This window comes from Halomonas sp., assembly GCF_031581305.1.
GTDB lineage: Bacteria > Pseudomonadota > Gammaproteobacteria > Pseudomonadales > Halomonadaceae > Halomonas.
On the sequence record NZ_JAVLBC010000277.1, the window covers coordinates 1 to 3,253 of the forward strand.

Here is a 3,253-nt window from a genome sequence, read left to right on the forward strand (position 1 = left end):
CTCTCGCTGACAATACCGCTGACATCCAGAGGTGGCGGCAATCAATAATATAATATTTCGTAAGCACCCTATTAGACCACACTGCCCAGCTCGAAGATTGGCAGGTACATCGAGATTACCAGGCCGCCGACCAGCACGCCGAGCACCACGATGATAAAGGGCTCCAGCAGCGAGGTGAGGGTATCGACCATATTGTCGACCTCCTCCTCGTAGTAGTCCGCCACCCGGTTGAGCATGGCATCCAATGCGCCGGCCTCCTCGCCGATGCCCACCATCTGTACTGCCAACGCCGGGAACTGATTGGTCATGTGCATGGCGAAGTGCAGTTGCTGGCCAGTGGCGACGTCTTCGCGGATCCGGGCGACGGCCCGCTCGTACACCATGTTGCCGGAAGCGCCCTCGGCGGTTTCCAGGGCCTCCACCAGTGGCACCCCGGCGCCGAAGGTGGTGGCGAGCGTGCGGGAATAGCGTGCCACCGAGGACTTGTCGAGGATATCCCCGATCACCGGGATACGCAGCATTAGCTTGTGAATGCGATAACGGAAGGCCTCTGAGCGCTTCATGGCCGTGCGCAGCAAGAAGATGAAGATCACCAGGCCGAGCACGCCCCACCACCAGTACTGCTGGGCGAATTCCGACATCGAGATGGTCATACGGGTCATGGCGGGCAGTTCGGCGCCAAACCCCTGGAAGAGGCTCTCGAACTGCGGCACCACCTTGATCAGCAACAGAGCGGTAACGCCGATGCCCACCCCGATAACGGAGATAGGGTACCAGAGCGCCTTTTTCACCCGGCTCTTGAGCGATTCGATCTTCTCCTTGTAGGCCGCGACACGCTCGAGCATGCTGTCCAGCGAGCCCGACTGCTCACCGGCCTGCACCAGGTTGGTAAACAGCCGGTCAAAGTGGTCGGGATGGCGCCTCAGCGCCTCGGAGAAGCTGGCACCGGCTGCCACATCGTTCATCAGCTCCTGAACCAGCGCGCTCATTGCCGGCTTCTTGAGACTCTCGGCCACCACCTGAAAGGCCTGCAGGGCCGGCACGCCGGCGCGGATCATGGTGGCCATCTGGCGGGCAAAGAGCATGATGTCTCGCGGCTTGATCTTGCCCATGCCGCTGCCGATCCCGCTTTTGCGACGGATCGTCTTGATCGCGATGCGCTGGCCCCTGAGGGTCTTCTCCACGTCGCCCCGCTGGGAGGCGATGATCTCGCCGGTAACCTGACGGCCCGTCGGGCCGATTCCCTTCCAGCGCCATCGATAGAGCTTCACCTTCTGATGCTTGAGCATGGATTTCTTTGCCATGTTCCTTCCCCGTCCCTGCGTGATGGTATCGTCTTTTGACCCCTTGGCTAGTCCTTCGTCACCCGGTTGACCTCGGCCAGGCTGGTCAGCCCCTGCATCACCTTCAACAGCCCGCTACGGCGCAGGTCGGGGTGGCCCTCCTTGCGCGCCTGGTTATCGAAGTCGCGGGAGTTGCCCTCGGTCATGATCAAATAGCTCATGGCGTCACTGATCGGCACCACTTCGTAGATGCCCACCCGCCCCTTGAAGCCCTGGGTGCAGTGCTTGCAGCCCACGGGCTCATAGATGGTGGCGCCATTCACTTCCTCCTCGGTGAAGCCTTGCTTGAGGAGCACCTCACGGGGAATGTCCGCCGGTTGCTTACAGTGCTTGCACAGCCGCCGTGCCAGGCGCTGGGCGATGATCAGGCTCACCGAACTGGCGATATTGAAGGGTGCCACCCCCATGTTGGCCAAGCGGGTCAGCGTCTCCGCCGCCGAATTGGTGTGCACGGTGGAAAGTACCAGGTGGCCGGTCTGGGAGGCCTTGACGGCGATCTCGGCGGTTTCCAGGTCGCGAATCTCGCCGACCATGACCACGTCCGGGTCCTGGCGCAGGAAGGCACGCAGGGCGCTGGCGAAGGTCAGGCCGATCTTGGGCAGCACGTTCACCTGATTGACCCCCGGTACCTTGATCTCTACCGGGTCCTCGGCGGTGCAGATGTTGCGCTCCACCTGGTTGAGGATATTGATGCCGGTATAGAGGGTTACCGTCTTGCCGCTGCCGGTAGGGCCGGTGACCAGGATCATGCCCTGGGGGTCGTCGAGCACGGCCTCGTACATGGTGCGCTGCGCCGACGTGAAGCCCAGCTGTTCGATGCCCATCTGTGCCGAGCTGGGGTCGAGGATACGCAGCACGACCTTTTCGCCGTATACGGTGGGCAGCGAGTTGACGCGAAAGTCGATGGAGCGGGTGTTGGAGAGCTTGAGCTTGATAGAGCCATCCTGTGGCAGGCGGCGCTCCGAGATATCCAGCCGCGACATCACCTTGAGACGCGCCGAGATGCGCGAGCGCATGGCGAAGGGCGGGTGGGCCACGTCATGGAGGATGCCGTCGATACGAAAGCGCACCCGGTAGCTGGTCTCGTAGGGCTCGAAGTGGATATCCGAGGCGCCGCGATGAATGGCGTCCAGCAGGATCTTGTTGACGAACTTGACGATGGGAGCGTCATCGCCGGCCGCGGCCACCGCCGCCTGTTCGTCGGTAACGTCAACCACGCCCTCGTCGTAAGCCAGCTGGCCCACGGCCTCGTCCACGTCGCCCAGCTCGTCGAGCATGCTCTTCTCGGAGCTGGCAAGGTAGCTCTCCAGCACCGGGCCCAGCTGGTCCACCGGGGCCAGCACCCCCTCCGGCGTCAGGCCGGTCGCGAACTGCAGCTCATCCAGCAGGGCCAGGGTGGAGGGGTAGGGAACGGCCACGGTCAGGCGGTGGCCATGGCGAACCAGCGGCAGTACCCGCAACTGGCGAAGGATCTTGTCCGGGTAGTCCTGCACTGGCGGCAGGCTCTCCAGGTGGATGGCATCGAGATCGATGATCGGCAAGCCATACTCCCAGGCCGCGGTCAAGGTAGCCTGGCGCGCCGGGACCATCCCCCCCTCGATCAGGTGTTCGAGCAACGACATCTCGGCTTCGCGGGCTTCCGCTTCGGCGCGAATGGCTGCTGGCTCGCTCAGCAGGCCATCGCGGACCATGCGACGAGCCAGCCCACGCAGCCCCTTGCGACGCGCGGCCCCGGCAAGCGGCGAAGGCTCCGGGGCGTCGGGCGGCTGCTCGGGGGACGGGGGACGATAGTCGTTCATGGTGCCTCATGGTGGCAGGGGGAGATCGTTAGCTTCGCTGATTCTAGCGTTTGTGGCCATCCCCCGCCCAGCGCAGTACCATGACGTACCAGGCCTTTGCCTGCGCTGGCT

The 3,253-nt window shown here is 63.5% G+C and carries 2 protein-coding genes; both read right to left on the reverse strand.

Annotated elements, in window-relative coordinates:
- Positions 1–71 precede the first annotated feature (71 nt).
- Entirely contained in the window at positions 72–1,304 is a 1,233-nt protein-coding gene (locus RI841_RS15650) for a type II secretion system F family protein (protein WP_310706558.1), read from the reverse strand.
- Positions 1,305–1,351: 47 nt separating this feature from the next.
- Positions 1,352–3,142, reverse strand: a complete 1,791-nt coding sequence (gene pilB / locus RI841_RS15655) for a type IV-A pilus assembly ATPase PilB (protein ID WP_310706559.1) — start codon at positions 3,140–3,142, stop codon at positions 1,352–1,354.
- Between the last annotated feature and the right edge of the window lie 111 nt (positions 3,143–3,253).

Coding starts and splice junctions, on each gene's coding strand:
- RI841_RS15650 (WP_310706558.1), bottom strand. CDS start 1,304: ATGGCAAAGAAATCCATGCTCAAGCATCAGAAGGTGAAGCTCTATCGA.
- pilB (WP_310706559.1), bottom strand. CDS start 3,142: ATGAACGACTATCGTCCCCCGTCCCCCGAGCAGCCGCCCGACGCCCCG.